Source organism: Streptomyces xiaopingdaonensis (assembly GCF_000262345.1).
Taxonomy (GTDB): domain Bacteria; phylum Actinomycetota; class Actinomycetes; order Streptomycetales; family Streptomycetaceae; genus Streptomyces; species Streptomyces xiaopingdaonensis.
The window spans coordinates 1-14,516 of sequence record NZ_AJTQ01000036.1; the positions used below are offsets into that span (position 1 = coordinate 1).

At 71.4% G+C, this 14,516-nt stretch carries 12 protein-coding genes and 1 pseudogene; 5 read left to right on the plus strand and 8 right to left on the minus strand.

What is annotated here, in order from left to right:
* Nucleotides 1–70: 70 nt before the first annotated feature.
* The 3 genes from UWG_RS0102165 to UWG_RS0102175 form a co-directional block, all read right to left on the minus strand.
* The gene (locus UWG_RS0102165; protein ID WP_237719958.1) at nucleotides 71–919 is read right to left on the minus strand and encodes an SCO4651 family lipoprotein; all 849 of its coding nucleotides are present in this window, start codon (nucleotides 917–919) and stop codon (nucleotides 71–73) included.
* 172 nt (nucleotides 920–1,091) lie between these two features.
* Nucleotides 1,092–3,077 carry an AAA family ATPase gene (locus UWG_RS0102170; RefSeq protein ID WP_193386398.1) on the minus strand — a complete coding sequence of 662 codons (1,986 nt, stop codon included), beginning with the start codon at nucleotides 3,075–3,077 and terminating at the stop codon, nucleotides 1,092–1,094.
* A gap of 449 nt (nucleotides 3,078–3,526) precedes the next feature.
* Nucleotides 3,527–4,162 (minus strand): uridine kinase family protein, encoded by a 636-nt coding sequence (locus tag UWG_RS0102175; protein WP_016905564.1) that lies wholly within the window; start codon nucleotides 4,160–4,162, stop codon nucleotides 3,527–3,529.
* A gap of 180 nt (nucleotides 4,163–4,342) precedes the next feature.
* On the opposite strand from UWG_RS0102175, the gene UWG_RS0102180 reads away from it, so the two are divergent.
* On the plus strand, nucleotides 4,343–5,719 hold the full coding sequence (locus tag UWG_RS0102180) for a peptidase C39 family protein (RefSeq protein ID WP_016905565.1): 1,377 nt from the start codon (nucleotides 4,343–4,345) through the stop codon (nucleotides 5,717–5,719).
* Between the two features lie 159 nt (nucleotides 5,720–5,878).
* Here UWG_RS0102180 and UWG_RS0102185 read toward each other — a convergent pair whose 3' ends face one another.
* The 5 genes from UWG_RS0102185 to UWG_RS0102205 form a co-directional block, all read right to left on the minus strand.
* Nucleotides 5,879–6,556 (minus strand): SDR family oxidoreductase, encoded by a 678-nt coding sequence (locus UWG_RS0102185; RefSeq protein WP_016905566.1) that lies wholly within the window; start codon nucleotides 6,554–6,556, stop codon nucleotides 5,879–5,881.
* A 123-nt stretch (nucleotides 6,557–6,679) separates the two neighbouring features.
* A complete protein-coding gene (locus UWG_RS0102190) occupies nucleotides 6,680–7,378 on the minus strand; it encodes a type 1 glutamine amidotransferase domain-containing protein (RefSeq protein ID WP_016905567.1) in 699 nt (232 codons plus the stop codon).
* A 93-nt stretch (nucleotides 7,379–7,471) separates the two neighbouring features.
* Nucleotides 7,472–8,059, minus strand: coding sequence for a TetR/AcrR family transcriptional regulator (locus UWG_RS0102195; protein WP_016905568.1), 588 nt, complete (start codon nucleotides 8,057–8,059; stop codon nucleotides 7,472–7,474).
* Nucleotides 8,060–8,119: 60 nt separating this feature from the next.
* Nucleotides 8,120–8,956, minus strand: coding sequence for an alpha/beta fold hydrolase (locus UWG_RS0102200; protein WP_016905569.1), 837 nt, complete (start codon nucleotides 8,954–8,956; stop codon nucleotides 8,120–8,122).
* A 63-nt stretch (nucleotides 8,957–9,019) separates the two neighbouring features.
* Complete coding sequence (locus tag UWG_RS0102205; RefSeq protein ID WP_016905570.1) at nucleotides 9,020–9,610, minus strand: TetR/AcrR family transcriptional regulator; 591 nt, start codon at nucleotides 9,608–9,610, stop codon at nucleotides 9,020–9,022.
* Between the two features lie 107 nt (nucleotides 9,611–9,717).
* Between UWG_RS0102205 and UWG_RS0102210 the strand changes: the two genes are divergently transcribed.
* From UWG_RS0102210 to UWG_RS0102225, 4 genes and pseudogenes are all read left to right on the plus strand, one after another.
* Nucleotides 9,718–10,578: an enoyl-CoA hydratase/isomerase family protein gene (locus UWG_RS0102210; protein WP_016905571.1), complete on the plus strand. Its 861-nt coding sequence runs from the start codon at nucleotides 9,718–9,720 to the stop codon at nucleotides 10,576–10,578.
* Nucleotides 10,579–10,649: 71 nt separating this feature from the next.
* Nucleotides 10,650–12,269: a GMC family oxidoreductase gene (locus UWG_RS29325; RefSeq protein ID WP_016905572.1), complete on the plus strand. Its 1,620-nt coding sequence runs from the start codon at nucleotides 10,650–10,652 to the stop codon at nucleotides 12,267–12,269.
* Nucleotides 12,270–12,466: 197 nt separating this feature from the next.
* Nucleotides 12,467–13,762, plus strand: a pseudogene (locus UWG_RS31370) (amidohydrolase).
* A gap of 134 nt (nucleotides 13,763–13,896) precedes the next feature.
* Nucleotides 13,897–14,516: trimeric intracellular cation channel family protein (locus UWG_RS0102225; protein WP_237719960.1), on the plus strand; the 620-nt coding region annotated here is incomplete at its 3' end.

The following is a 14,516-nucleotide window of genomic DNA, read 5'->3' on the forward strand; positions in this document are numbered from 1 at the left end:
GGGACGAAGGGCGCCGGCGGCGGGCGGGTGCCGCGTGCACGGCGCCCCGCACCGACGGCCGGGCGCAACCTCAGAGCGCCGTGCCGCCGCCCTGCGCGACCTCCTCCGTCACGTCCTCGGTCTTCGCGGCCGGCGGCGCCTCGACGTCCACCTCCGTGCCGAAGCCGGAGAGTTCGACGGTCGTCTTGACCTCGGCCTTCCCACCCGCGTCCGCCTCCTTCGGCGGATCGATCGTCAACTGGGTCGCCATACGGCGCATCACGCCGTCCTCGTCCGTCCACAGGTCGACGGGGACGTCCTCGCCGAGCTGCTCGCGCAGCTCCTTCTCCTGCTGCGCGTCGCCCCTCGCCAGCTTCTCGATGTCCAGGGTCACCCGGTAGTGGGTGGTGGGCGTTCCGCCCACCTTCTCCCGGCCGAGCTCCTTCACGCCGTCGCCCGAGACGCCCTGGGTGAAGGCCAACGTGTCGGCCGGGTCGCCGAGTCGGCCTCCGCCCGCGGCGCCGAGCTTCCCGACGTCGATCCTCGTCCACGTCTTGCCCGCGGGGAGTTGGGCCGCGGCCTCCTTCGGCGGCTTCTGGTAGAGCACCTCGTCGACGACGCGCTGTTCGAGGCGCTCGCCGCCCTCGCCGACCTCCAGGCTGCTCGTGCCGTCGCGGAGGTCGATCACGCCGTGGCCGTCGACGTTCACCGTCCGCCCGCCCTGCGTGACCACGGTCTTGAGGGAGAGGTGCGCCGTCTTCTCCTGCAACGTCTTCGTGTTTGCGGCCTCGACGACCTTCGCGGGCGGGGGTCCCGAACTCTCGCCAGAGGCGCCGTCGTCCGAGGCGCTCTCGCTGCCGCAACCGGCCACCAGCGCGGCCGACAGCAGCCCCGCCGAGGCCGCGGTCGTCACTCGTGCCGCGGTCGAACGTATCCGCATCTCCACACCCCATCCGATGTCGGCCCCGTGAGAGGGGATCTGCCTCGCATGCCCCGCATCCGGCGCGACATGCGCGGGTCATCGCCAACGCCCGGCTTGCAGCGCCGACTCGGGAAGCGGCAGCGGCCGTACGCAAGGGTCGACCGCCGTACCGAGGCGCACCGTCCTCCCATCAGCCCGCACCGGGCGGCGCGTCCCCGCCGGGACCCTCCGGGCCCCGCCCCGAAAGAACCTCGCCGTACGCCTGCATGAGGTCGGGTAGGCGCAGGGTGGCGAGTTCGTCGCGCGTGGGGACCTCCGGGTACCCCGTGAGGCGCAGGTCCCGGTAGGCGCAGCTCTTCTCGTAGAGGGTGCGCAGGAAGCGGCCGTTGCCCAACTCGTCGATCCAGCCCTGCTCGACGACGTGGCCGCTGATGCTCCGCAGCTCCTCCAGCGCCTCCTCGTCCCACACGTCGCCGTTGGCGGCGGCCAACACCTCGCCGATGGAGGTGAGTTCGGGCGGACGGTAGCTCGGGAAGTCGACGCGGCTGGTGAAACGCGAGGAGAGCCCCGGGTTGGCGCCCAGCAGGCGGTCCATGCCCTCCGGATAGCCGGCGAGGATCACCACGAGGCGGTCGCGGTTGTCCTCGGCCCGCTTCAGGAGCACCTGGAGCGCCTCGTCGCCGTAGGCATCGCCCTTGCTGTAGCCGGAGTTGGAGAGGGCGTACGCCTCGTCGACGAAGAGGACGCCGCCGAGCGCCGAGTCGATCAACTCGTTCGCCTTCACCGCGGTCTGCCCGAGGAACTCCCCGACGAGGTCGGCCCGTTGGGCCTCGACGAGGTGGTCACCGCCGAGCAGCCCGAGCGCGTAGAAGACGCGCCCGAGTATGCGTGCCACGGTCGTCTTCCCGGTGCCCGAGGGGCCCGAGAAGACGAAGTGCCGCTTCGGCGGCTGCACGGGGAGCCCCTGGCCCGTCCGGAGCCGCGCCATGTTCAACTGCGCGGAGAGCGCCCGCACTTGGCGCTTCACCGGCTCCAGGCCGACCATCCGCTCCAGCTCGTCGAGTGCCTGCTCCAGCATCACGGGGTCGGAGGGCCCCGCGGGCAGCCCGCCGTCGCTCGGCTCGGCCGACGGGGTGCCGCGCAGCCTTGGTGGGCCGGCGTCGACACGGACCGGCTCCGCCGGATCGCCGGAGTCCTCCAAGCGGAGCGCCTCGGCGTCCGCGTCGAAGTCGGGGTCGACGGGGGCCGACGGGTCGGCCTCCGGCTGCTCGGCGGGGCGGCCCTCGCCGGCGAGCCCTTCGGCGGCCTCCGGTTGCTCGCCGCCCTCGCGGGCGGGTCCCTTCTCCTCGCCGCCCGCGGCGCCGGCGAGGACGGCCGCCGCCAGTCCCGAGGCGCCGTCGAGGTCGTCGCTCTCGGCGATGGTGGTGAGCCTCGCCGCGGTGTCCATGAAGGCCGGGTCGACGCGGTGGACGGCGCGGTAGAGGGGGAGCGCCGCCGCGCTGCGACCCGTCCCCTCGCGGGCCCGTGCGAGCCAGTACCGCAGCTCCTTCCGCTGCGGCTGCTCGCTTCGGCAGCGCATCAGCGCCGTCTCCAACAGCGGCTCGGCCTGTCCGTACATCTCCAGGCGGACCCGCGCCATACCGGCGAAGAGGCCGGCCTCGATCCCCAACGAGGCGTCGTCGACGAGCGGTTCGGTGTGGCGGACGAGCCGTTCCCAGTCCTTGGCGAGGTAGGCGCGGCATGCGTGGAGGAAGCGCACCTGCCGGTCGGCCTCGACGGGCGGGCACTCGGCGAGCGCCAGGTCGAGCTCGGCGACGTGCCGTCCGTCGAGCCAGTGCGAGGCGTGCGCCAGCAGCAGGTCACGCTCGGTCTCCAGCACCGGTTGGACCCACCAGCCCAGCCAGTACCAGGAGTTGAGGGTGCGCGTGTGGCGGGCGCGCTGCTCGCCGAAGCGGTCGCGGTGGTGGTACATGCGCAGCAACGCCGTCGCGGTGTCGGCGCGCAGCGCGTGCAGACCGAGCCAGGCGTCGGCCATGCCGGAATCGAGGCGTACCGCGGTGCGGAACTCCTCCTCCGCCTGCGCGTACCCGCCGACGGTGTAGGCGTCGACACCGCGCAGCCAGGCGAGGTCGGCCGGAGCGTGCAGGCCCTTGGGGTCCTGCGTGCCGAAATCCATCACGTCCCCCACGAAACGTCCCCCGTCCCAATCGACGGCCGCCCACCCGTCCTCGGCGGCGGGCCGGATGAACCTCCGGACCCCCGGCGGGAGTTGCTGCCCGCGACCCGGGCGTCACCCGGGGTTTCCACGCCACTGCGCATCGTACCCGCGCGCCGCTCACCACCGAAGGGTGGCGCAGACGGTGGTGCGGAGGGGCACGGTGGGGCAAGGGAGGTGAATCGCGTACGTAGAGTGAGGGAAAGGAAACATGGAGGTTCCGGTTGGAGCCGAACGAAGCCCCCGGTCACGGGGGAACAACCGGGGGCTTCGTGTCTGAGGTGGCGTGAAAACCACCTGCAGAGAACGTAATTGGTCTTCGGCGCGGAGGTCAAGCCAGGCCCGGAGCCTTCCGCTGAGTGGCACGCACCGCCGTCGAATCCCTTACCTACGGTGACGATTGGTGAGGCTCAGGCCCCTCCCGCGGGCCCCGGCAGCAACCCGTGGCCGTACTGCCCCTGGAACACCAGGACTTGCGCATGGGGGCGCGAAGGGTCGGCGGCGAAGTGCGCCCGCTCCGCCGTCTCCCACTCGTTCCAGAACCCCGCCAGCTCCTCCCCGTCGCGCTCCCGTCCGCGCCGCCACGACTCCTCCGCCGGCAGCTCCAGCCACACCAGCGCCGCCAGCCGGGGGCGCACCTCGCGCCTCCCCGCGCCCACGCCTTCCAGCAACACCACGGGCGCCGGGAGGACTTCGCCGCCCGGCACGAAACGCCGACCCACCCAGTCGTAGACGTCGTACCGGGCCGGCTCGGCACGGGAGAGCGGCTCCAGGACGTGCTCGCGCAGCCGGCCCGTCCAGGCGAAGAACGCGTCGTGCGAGGAGAGATCGTCGAGGTGGACGACGGGCGCCCCGCCGAGCCGGTCGGCGAGGACGGCGGCGAAGGTGCTCTTCCCCGAGCCGGCGTGCCCGTCGACGCCGACGAGGCGCACGGGCCCGCACGAGGGCGGCAGCCGCCGGAGCCGCTCCGCGAGTCCGTCGAGGCTCAGCGGCCTGCCCGCCGCCGACTGCTCCCACCGGCTCTCTCCGGGCTCGTGCTGCCGCATCCGCCCACCCTACCGAGGCACTCCGCACCGCCGACGGCGACGAGCACCGCACCGCGCGGACACGCCGCAAGCTCGACCACTGGCCCACGCGCCACTACAGCGGCAATAGTTGGGTACCTGACGTGCACCTGCCGCGACGCAGGGGCCTATCGACCCGGACTCACGGAGTGGGGGACACCCATGATCAGCAGACCGGCCAAGCGCCGCACCGTCCTGGCAGCCGCCGTGGCCGTCGCCGCAGCGGCGGCCACCGCCCCGAGCGCCGGTGCAGCCGGGAGCGGAGCCTCCCGCCGCCCGCGCCCTGGCCGCGCGGGAGACCACACCCACGTGCGGGCATGGTCCACGAAACCCGACTGGGCCTCAGGCACCGCCGACGGCGCGGCACCCGCGGACGGCAGCCGCCCCGGCGTCGTCCTCGCGGACCCGGCAGGCACGGCCGACTACCGCGACCCCCACACCGGCACCACGGCCACCTGGGAGTACGCGACCTGGACGAGCACCGAGACCCGACCCACCGTCCCCGCAACCGAGTTGATCGCCTCCTGGAACGCCGACACCCCCGAGGGCACCTGGGTCCGCGTCGAACTCGCGGCCTCCTACTCCGACGGCACCGAGTCGCCCTGGTACACGCTCGGCGTCTGGACCTCGGGCGACGGCGACGACGTCCCCCGCCGCACCTCCGTCGACGACCAGGAGGACGGCAAGTCCACCGTCTACACCGACACACTCGCCATCGCGGACGCCGACTCGGGGCTCCGCTTCACCGCCTACCGCCTGCGCGTCACCCTCTACCGGGCGCAGGGCACCACCGCGACGCCGACGGTCTGGCGCACCGGCGTCCTCGCCTCCGACGTCCCCGACCGCTTCGAGGTCCCCGCCTCGTCCCCCGGCCCGGCGGCCGGTGTCGAACTCGACGTCCCGCGCTACTCGCAGGAGATCCACAAGGGCCAGTACCCCGAGTACGACAACGGAGGCGAGGCATGGTGCAGCCCCACCTCCTCGCAAATGATCATCGAGTACTGGGGCCGCAAGCCCACCGAGGAGGACCTCGCCTGGGTCGACCCCGACTTCGCCGACCCCCAGGTCTGCCACGCGGCCCGCCACACCTTCGACTACCAGTACGAGGGCTGCGGCAACTGGCCCTTCAACGGCGCCTACGCCGCCACCTACCCCGACATGCAGGCCGCCGTCACCCGCCTGGAAACCCTCACCGACGCCGAACGCTTCGTCGTCGCCGGCATCCCCCTCATCACCTCCCAGTCCTTCCTCGAATCGGAACTCGACGGCGCCGGCTACGGCACGGCAGGCCACCTCATGACCGTCATCGGCTTCACCGGGAACGGCGACGTCATCGCCAACGACCCCGCCTCCCCCGACAACCCGTCCGTCCGCCACGTCTACAACCGCCGGCAGTTCGAGAACATCTGGCTCCGCACCAAGCGCTACGACGCGGAAGGCAAGGAGGCGAGCGGTTCGGGCGGGGTCTGCTACGTGTACTTCCCGGTCGACCCAACACCAGGTCAGCACCGGGTCCTGCGGGAGTACGGGCTGTGCTGACCGGCCGGAGCAGGTAGCCGGCGAAGGCGTCCTCCACGACCTGGTGGCAGCACCGCAGGCCGACCAGCGGCAGACGGCCGTACTGATCGACCGTGATCTTGATCGAGCTGTGTCCCGGCCACGGTGAGACCTCGTGGAGGGCGACACCGTTCGTCAGGGTCACGGTCGCCCACCTGTGGGCAGGTCGTGCGTCTGTCGGTGGACGGCGTCGGTGATCGGTTCGGGGCCTTGGGTGAGTTCGAGGATCTGGTGGGGGATCCGTGGGGCGTGGACGAGTTCGGCGAGGGTGGCCGCGACGTCGTCGCGGGTGATGTCGGTGTGGACCAGGGCGGGGGAGAGGCTGATGTGGCCGGTGCCCGGTTCGTCGGTGAGGGCGGCGGGGCGCAGGATGGTCCAGTCGAGGTCGGTGGCGGCGAGTTCGGCGTCTGCCCTCTTCTTGACGTCGATGTAGTGCTCGAAGGTGTCGGAGACATCGCGGTGGCGCCAGGCCTCGGGGAATACGGAGACGAGCAGCAGGCGACGTGTGCCGGTGAGGCGGGCTGCTTCGACGGCGGTGGTGAGACCGGTGCCGTCGGTGGCGGTGGTGGCTCCAGTGCCGTTCTTGCCGCCGGCTCCTGCGGTGAAGACGAGGACGTCGGTGCCGTGGAGGAGGGCGGCGAGAGCAGGGGCATCGAGACGGGTGAGGTCGCCGTGGGTGGCGTGGATGCCGTGGGTTTCGAGGTGTCGGCCCTGTTCGGAGCGGCGGTAGAGCCCGTCGACCTGGTCGCCGGTGGCGGTCAGCAGACGGGCCAGGCGGCTGCCGATGCCGCCGGCGATGCCCACGATGAAGACCTTCATCGGTGTCTCTCTCCTTGGTCGGTGTGGCGGGGATGTGCGGCGGGCCCGACCCGGCCGGCCACTCGTCGGTGCGTCCGGCCGTGCTGGTTGCCGTGCCGGTTGAGCTTCTGGTCGCGGTGCGCGTCATGCGCGGGACTTGTTGGCTCCGGTGACGAGCTCGAGGAGGGCATCGGCGGCGGGTCCGGAGGAGGCCGGGTTCTGGCCGGTGAGGAGGAGGCCGTCGGTGACGATGTAGGGCTCCCAGTCGCCGACCTTGGAGTAGTCGCCGCCGAGCTGCTTGAGTTCGTCCTCGACGAGGAAGGGGACGATGTCGGTCAGGCCGACGGCGGCTTCCTCGCCGTTGGTGAAGCCGGTGACCTTCCGGCCGCTGACCAGAGGGGTGCCGTCGGGGCCGGTGGCGTGGCGCAGGGCGCCGGGTGCGTGGCAGACCAGGGCGAGGGGCTTGCCCGCGCGGACGATGGTCTCGATGAGTCGGACGGAGTCGGCGTCTTCGGCCAGATCCCACAGGGGGCCGTGACCGCCGGCGTAGAAGACGGTGTCGAAGTCGTCGGCGGAGACGGAGTCGAGCCGGGCGGTGTCGGCGAGGGCGGCCATGGCTTCCGGATCGGCCTCGAAGCGGTGGGTGTCGTCGGTCTGGAAGGCGGGTTCGTTGCTCTTGGGGTCCAGCGGGGGCCTGCCTCCCTCGGGCGAGGCGAGGACGACTTCGGCGCCGGCGTCCTTGAAACGGTGGTAGGGGGCGGCGAGTTCCTCCAGCCAGAAGCCTGTCCTGCGGCCTGTGGTGCCGAGTTCGTCGTGCGAGGTGAGAACGATGAGGACCTTCACGAGGGACACTTCCTGCTCTGGTCTGTTAGTAGACCGGTCGTCTAACAACGGATACGGTGCGACCGGGGCGAGAAGCCCCGGGGCCGGTTGTCGCTACAGGTGCAGTACCTGACGGGTGGCCGTCATCGTGGTGTCGAAGGGGGCGTCGTCGCGGTTGATCTTGACGAGGAGGCTCGCCCCGAGCCACATGTCGTAGAGGGTCTGCGCGGTGTCGCGGGCGGTGCCGTCAATCGCGAGGGAGCCGTCCTCCAGGCCGGCGGTGAGCGTACGTTCCAGCCGGTCGAGCATGGCGAATGTGCCCTCCTTGAGGGCGAGCCGCATCGCTTCGGACAGGTCGGAGACCTCCGCGCTGAGTTTCACGGTCAGGCACTTGCCCTGGCACTCGTCGGCGCTCTGCGTCTCGCGCCAGTACTGCCAGTAGTTCATCAGCCGCTGTGCCGAGGTCAGCCCGGGTTCGGCGAGGATGCGGTCCATCTCCGCCAGGTAATCGGTGTAGTAGGCCCGCAGGACGGCTTCGCCGAAGGCGTCCTTGGAGCCGAAGAAGTGGTAGAAGGAGCCCTTGGGGACTCCGGCGGCGGTGAGGATCTCGTTGATGCCCACCGCCGCGAATCCCTTGCGGGAGAGGATCTGCCGGGCGGCCGTGAGGATGCTTTCGCGGGTGTCGCCCTGGACCGTTTTCATGCGCGTCACGCTATCAACCATTAGACCAGTCGTCTATGGAGGGCGCCGGGCGGCCCCGTCTCACCGGCCGAGGAAGCCGAGGAGGATCTCGTTGATCTCGGCGGTGTGGGTGGTGAGCAGGCCGTGGGGCGCGCCGTCGATCTCGACGTACTCGGCGGCCGGCAGGGCCTTGGCGAAGCGGCGTCCGGTGGCGTCGACGGGCAGGGTGCGGTCGCCCGTGCCGTGCACGATCAGGGCGGGGACGTCGATCCGGGGGATGTCGGCCCGGAAGTCGGTGGGCCAGGTCAGCGGGGCGGCGGCCGAGGCGATCGGGCCGGCGCCGGCCGCCACGTTCCAGGCGTTGCGCACGGCTTCCTCGCTCACCCGGGTGCCCAGGTTCTCGTCGAGGTTGAAGAAGTCGGCGTAGAAGCCGGTGAAGAAGGCGTAGCGATCCTCCTTCGCCGCCTCGGAGACGCCCTCGAAGAAGGAGGGCGGGGCGGCGCCGTCGGGATTGTCGTCGGTGATGGCCAGGTACGGTTCCAGCGACGCGAGGAACGCGGCCTTGGCCACTCGGCCCGAGCCGTAGACGGACAGGTAGCGGGCGACTTCGCCGGTGCCCATCGAGAAGCCGACCAGGACCGCGTCGTGCAGGTCGAGGGTCTCCATGACGGTGTTCAGGTCGGCGGCGAACGTGTCGTAGTCGTAACCGGTGGCGGGCTGGCTGGACTTGCCGAAGCCGCGCCGGTCGTAGGTGATGACCCGGTGGCCGGCGTCCAGCAGGGCCGGGATCTGGCCCTCCCAGGAGTTGCCGTCCAAGGGGTAGCCGTGGATGAGGACGACCGGCTGCCCCGTCCCTTTGTCCTCGTAGTGCAGTTCGATGTCGGTGCTGTTCTCCGTGCCGACCTTGATGCGTCCCATGTCCCTTGCCCCTTCCGGGAGTTCGGTGTCCGACGGTCCGACACCCAGGACTATACGACCGGTCTACTCGACCCACAACCCCTCCGTCGCAACCTGGGAGGAGCGTTGGGCGGGCCAGGCCCGGGCCGCGTGACGGGCGGCGTCCAGGAGTCGGGCCCGGTCGGCGCCGTCGCGAGCCAGGGCGGCCATGCCGGCCAGTACCGTGTCGACGAACGCGGCTACGCCGTCGGCCTCGGCGGTCGACGCGAGTTCTCCCTCGGCGGCGGCCCGATGCAGACGTGCCCGGATCGTGTCGCGCGTCTTGGCGCGCCGTTCGGCGAGCCGCGGCTCGCCCATGACGAGGCAGCCGGGGGGCTGCCCGGGTGCGGAGAAGTGCTCGGCCGAGGACCGCAGCAGGCGTTCGATCGCCTCACGTGCCGTGGGGGCCGACAGGTCGCGCTCCAGATCGTCGTCGAGGTGTTCGGTGTAGAGCGCGCACGCCTTCTCGAACAGCGCCTTCTTGTCGCCGAAGGCGGCGTACAGGCTCGGTGCGGCGATCCCCGCCTCCTCGCACACCTGCGCGACGCTCACCCCCTCGTATCCGCGCTCCCAGAATGCGCGCATCGCCGCCCTGAGCACCGCGTCCTTGTCGAACGTCCTCGGTCTGCCTGTCATGAGCCAAAGTTTAGCGCACGTTAAAGAACGTGCTACTCTCTTTCTGTAACGCCCACTAAAAAACGTCGAGCAATCGTGTCGGCGCACCCGCCCGGAGGAGTGCAGCGATGAGCTACAGCGGTTACAAGTCCCTGGTGGTCCGTGCGGAGGACCGGATCGCCTGGGTGACCATCGACAACCCGCCGGTGAACACCGTCGACGCCACGCTGGCCGGCGACCTCAAGGCGTTCGCGGACGAGGTGGCGTCCGACGAGGACGTCGCCGTGATCGTCTTCCAGTCGGCCGACCCCGAGTTCTTCTCCGCTCACGCGGACTTCGCGTGGTCCTTCGATCCGAGCACCCTCATGGCCCTGGCCGATCCGGAAGCCGACCCGGCCCTCAACCCGCTGCAGCAGCTCAACGAGCGGGTGCGCACGCTGCCGCAGGTGACGATCGCGAAGCTGCGCGGCTATGCCCGCGCGGGCGGCGCCGAGCTGGCGACGGCCGCGGACATGCGGTTCGCCGCAGCGGACCGGACCTGGCTCTCGCACCCGGAGTCGCTGATGGGCATCTTCCCCGGCGGGGGCGGCACCCAGTACCTCAACCGGCTGGTCGGCCGGGCCCGTGCCCTGGAGATCGTGCTGGGGGCCGAGTTGTTCGACACCTCTGTCGCCGAGCGCTACGGGTGGATCAACCGCGCGGTGCCGGACGAGCACCTCGACGCGTTCGTCGACGCCTTCGCCCGCCGCATCGCCGTTCTGCCCGAGGGCGTGGCCGCCGCCGCGAAGGAGGCGCTGGACGCGGCCGAAGCGAGCGGCCCGGTGCCGGGTCTGGCCGAGGAGGCGGCCGCCCACGCAAAGGTGTACCCCTCCCCGGGCGATGTCGTCCACCGGCTCCGCGTGCTGATGGACCACGGTGGCCAGACGCGCGAAGGCGAACTGCGGCTGGAGCGCCTGCTGGAATCCATCCCTTGGGCCCACCGCTCCTGAATGTCCGTTGCAAAAGGCGGGACCGTGCCGCCGTACGTCCAATACCGGACTACTCCCAGGGAGCGACGGGAATGAGCAACCACCCCGGACAGGCCGATGCCGCGGCTTCCACGACCTCGCATCGGTTGGCACGCGCCGACTGCACGGACGAAGACGCCACGTTCGACTACGTCGTGTGCGGCGCCGGTCCGTCCGGTTCCGTTCTCGCCGGCAGGCTCGCGGCCGATCCGGCCGTCACGGTACTGCTCGTCGAGAGCGGCGGCGACGACGATGACGAGCGCGTACGCGACCCCGACCTCTGGCCGGCCAACCTCGGCACCGAGCGGACCTGGGGCCACGTAACGGAGCCGAACCAGCATCTGAACGGGCGCCGGCTCGCCTACGCCACAGGCCGCGGGTTGGGCGGGGGAGGCGCCGTCAACGCGGGTGTGTGGGCCCGCGGCCACCGGAGCGACTGGGACTCCTACGCCGAGGCAACGGGCGATCCCGCGTGGGGCTACGCGCACGTACTGGAGCACTACCGCGGCACAGAGGACTGGCAGGGCGCTCCCGACCCCGCGCGGCGGGGCACCGGCGGGCCGATGCGCATACGGCCGTCGCAGGACGTGCACCCCCTGTTCACCGCCTTCCTCGACGGTGCCGAGGCCACCGGCATGTCCCGGTTCGACAGCGCCAACGGCGCCCTGATGGAGGCGGACTCCGGTTGCGCCGTGCGGGACGAGAACATCCACGACGGTGTCCGGCAGACCCCCTTCCGCCGCTACGTCGCCGACCGTGCGGGGCAGTCGAACCTCACGGTATTCCCGCACACGACGGTCTCCCGTGTCCTGCTCTCCGCGGGCCGGGCCCACGGCGTCGAGATCGTGCGCGACGGCAAGCCGCTGCGCGTCAACGCGTCGCAAGAGGTGGTGCTGTCGCTGGGCGCGCTCGGCACTCCGGCCGTACTCATGCGGTCCGGGATCGGGGACGGGGACGAACTGCGGAACCTGGGCATTCCGGTGGTCCAGCACCTGCCCGGCGTCGGCCGCAACCTCGACGACCACGTACGCCTGCCCTGCGTGTGGGAGGCGACGGACGCGCCGCTGCCGGTACCCACACGCAGCCAGGCCGTCTGCCTCTGGCAGGACGAAACCCGGCCGGGCGCACCGGAGTTCGTCATGTACCTCTCGCCGGCGCCGTCCGTCTCCCCCGAGAGCGCGGCGCAGTACCCGCCGCCGGAGCGGTGCTTCACGCTGATGCCTGCCATGCGCCTGCGCCGCGGCAGCCGCGGCCGGGTCCGTCTGGCGAGCACGGACCCGATGGCCGGACCGCGCATCGAGACGAACTTCCTTGCCGACCCCGACGACGTGCGCTCGGCTCTGTCCGCTGTGGCCATGGCCCGGGAGATCGGCAACTCCGCGGCGCTCCGCCCGTTCGTCGAGCGGGAGGCGTCTCCGGCGTCCTCCGTGAAGGACACGGTGGAGGCGTTCGTGCGGAACGCCGCGGAAACCTTCTGGCACCAGAGCGGTACGTCCCGGATGGGGCGTGACGAGGGAGCCGTGGTGGACGGGAGGCTGAGGGTGCGGGGCATCGAGGGCCTCCGTGTCGCCGACGCCTCGGTGCTGCCCCATGTGACGGTCGCCAACACCATGGCCCCTTCCGTGGTGGTCGGCGAGCGGGCAGCCGAGATTCTCGCGGCCGAGCAGGGCTGAAGGGAAAGGACGGCGTCAAGGGGGCGGGGCGGCTGTCCCCGCTTCGGCGTCAACACCAACACCGCACGACCTCCCGCACGGTCGAACGCTGAGCGACGACGGCGCCGCTGCCCACCGGCTCGCCGAAGTCGTCGAGGTGTGCGGGGATAGGTAGGGGACGGGCAGCCAGGGGGCGAGGGAAACGAGGGCCGACGACCATGACCGACACCCGGACCCGGAGCAGCGCCAGTACCGGCAATCGAGCAGCCGCCGAAGTCCTGCGGGGTCTGGGGGACATCCGCTCCGACCTGGAGGACATCTACGAGGATCTGCATGCCCACCCCGAGCTCAGCCACCAGGAGCACCGCACGGCGGGCAAGGTGGCCGACCGGCTGAGGTCGTGGGGTTATGAGACGCACACCGGGGTCGGCGGCACCGGCGTCGTCGGTGTCCTCCACAACGGTGAAGGGCCCGTCGTCCTGCTGCGCGCGGACATGGACGCCCTTCCCGTCAAGGAGGACACCGGACTGCCGTACGCGAGCACGGTCACCGTGCAGGACGCCTCGGGCACCACCGTGCCGGTCGCGCACGCGTGTGGCCACGACATGCATGTCACCTGTCTGCTGGGGGCCGTCCGCCTGCTGTCGGAGCGCACGGGCTCCTGGGCCGGCACGCTCGTCGCGCTGTTCCAGCCCGCCGAGGAGACGGGGAACGGTGCGGGCGCCATGGTCGACGGCGGCCTCGCCGACCTCGTCCCGAAGCCGGACGTCGCCCTCGCCCAGCACGTCCTGCCCTATCCTGCCGGCTACGTGGGCACCCGTTCCGGCCCGTTCCTGTCCGCCGCCGACACCCTGCGCGTCACCCTGCACGGGCGGGGCGCCCACGGCTCCGCACCGCAGGCAGCCGTCGACCCGGTGGTTATGGCCGCCATGACCGTCGTACGGCTCCAGACGATCGTCTCCCGCGAACTCGCCGCCACCACGCCGGGCGTCCTGACGGTGGGGGCGATCAACTCCGGTACGTCCGGCAACGTCATCCCGGACACCGCCGAGATCCAGCTCAACGTCCGGACATACGACGACGGCACCCGGCAGCATGTCCTGGGCTCCGTCCGGCGGATCGTCAGGGCCGAGTGCGAGGCTTCCGAGGCGACGGGCGAGCCGGAGTTCGAGGAGATCAGCCGGTTTCCGCCCACCGTGAACGACGCCTGCGTCACCGAGCGCGTTTCCAAAGCCTTCGCCGCGCATTTCGACGGCGCCGACACGATCGACCTGCAGACCGCCAGCGAGGACTTCAGCGACATCCCGCATGCGCTCGGCACGCCGTTCACGTACTGAGGCCTCGGCGGCATCGACCCGGACACGTACCGGACGGCGGCCGAGCGGGGCACGGTCGACCAGGACATCCCGGTCAACCACAGCCCCGACTTCGCCCCGGTCCGCCAGCCCACCCTGGACACGGGTGTGCAGGCGCTGGTGGTGGCGGCACTGGAGTACGCGGGGACGGAGGGGTGAGAAGGTCGTGGCCTTCGGGCGATGCGTTCAGGGCGCTGTCGCCGCGTTCGTGGGGAGTGGGAATCGGGCCGGTGCACTCCGAAAGGCGGTGACGGTATGGGGCCCGTGAAACGCGCCCGCGGCGGGCGCGCCACGTGACCGACGTGACGGCGGAGCCACCGCTGCTGTACGCGCTGGATCTGACGGGCACCTTCGCCTTCGGGCTCAACGGCGCGTTGACAGCGGTCCGGGCCACGCGGCTCGACGGGTTCGGTGTCGTCGCCCTCGGCATGATCACGGCGTTGACCGGTGGCGTCATCCGCGACCTCATCATCGGGGAGGTGCCGCCGGCCACCTTCCGCGATTGGCTCTACTTCCTACTCGCCGCTGCCGGCGGGTTGATCGCGTTCGCACTCAGCAGGCGCCTGGAGCGGCTGGGCATCCCGATCGAGGTACTCGACGCAGTCGGGCTGAGCACGTTCGCGGTCATCGGTTCGAGCAAGGCGCTGGGGTTCGGTCTGGGGATCGGGCCGGCGCTGCTGCTCGGCGTCGTGACCGCAGTGGGAGGGGGTACGACCCGGGACGTCCTCATCGGGCGCATCCCGTCGGTGCTGCGTAGCGGGCTGTACGCAGTCCCGGCTCTGGTGGGCGCCGCGATCACCGTCGCCACTGTCGAGACGGGCATCTACGGCATCCCGGCCGCGCTGGTGGCCGTAGGCGTCTGCTTCGTCATCCGCATCGTCGGCCTCTGGCTCGGCCTGAACGTCCCGCCCCC